Source organism: Tetzosporium hominis, assembly GCF_002265435.1.
Lineage (GTDB): Bacteria > Bacillota > Bacilli > Bacillales_A > Planococcaceae > Chryseomicrobium > Chryseomicrobium hominis.
Window position 1 is genome coordinate 1 of sequence record NZ_NOKQ01000154.1, and the last position, 314, is coordinate 314.

Sequence of the window (314 nt, forward strand, 5' to 3'; positions counted from 1 at the left end):
ATGCTGATAGAAAGTCAGTTTAGGAGCGAAACAATATTGGAGACATAATCCCATCTTTGCCGAAAACATCAAGGTAAAGTCGTCAGATATACAGAGAGAGGCGGAAGAGTTCACGTCGGCAGAATTACCCGTGTCACAAGAGACAAAGTTTATATAGCTCCGACCGGCGCAGGGCCAAGAGGCTTCGGTTACGGATATTGGGGCGGTTATTGGGGATATGGAGCAGCTTACGGTATTTCCCTCGGTTTAATTGCAGGAGTGGCTCTGGCTGGTTTATTCTTCTGGTAAGCATAGAATAAATATCTGATCAATTG

1 pseudogene is annotated in these 314 nt (G+C 45.2%); it reads left to right on the top strand.

Going from position 1 to position 314, the window contains the following annotated elements:
* Positions 1 to 51: 51 nt before the first annotated feature.
* Positions 52 to 288: pseudogene (locus tag CF394_RS03440) on the top strand (hypothetical protein); the annotation flags it as partial.
* Positions 289 to 314 lie beyond the last annotated feature (26 nt).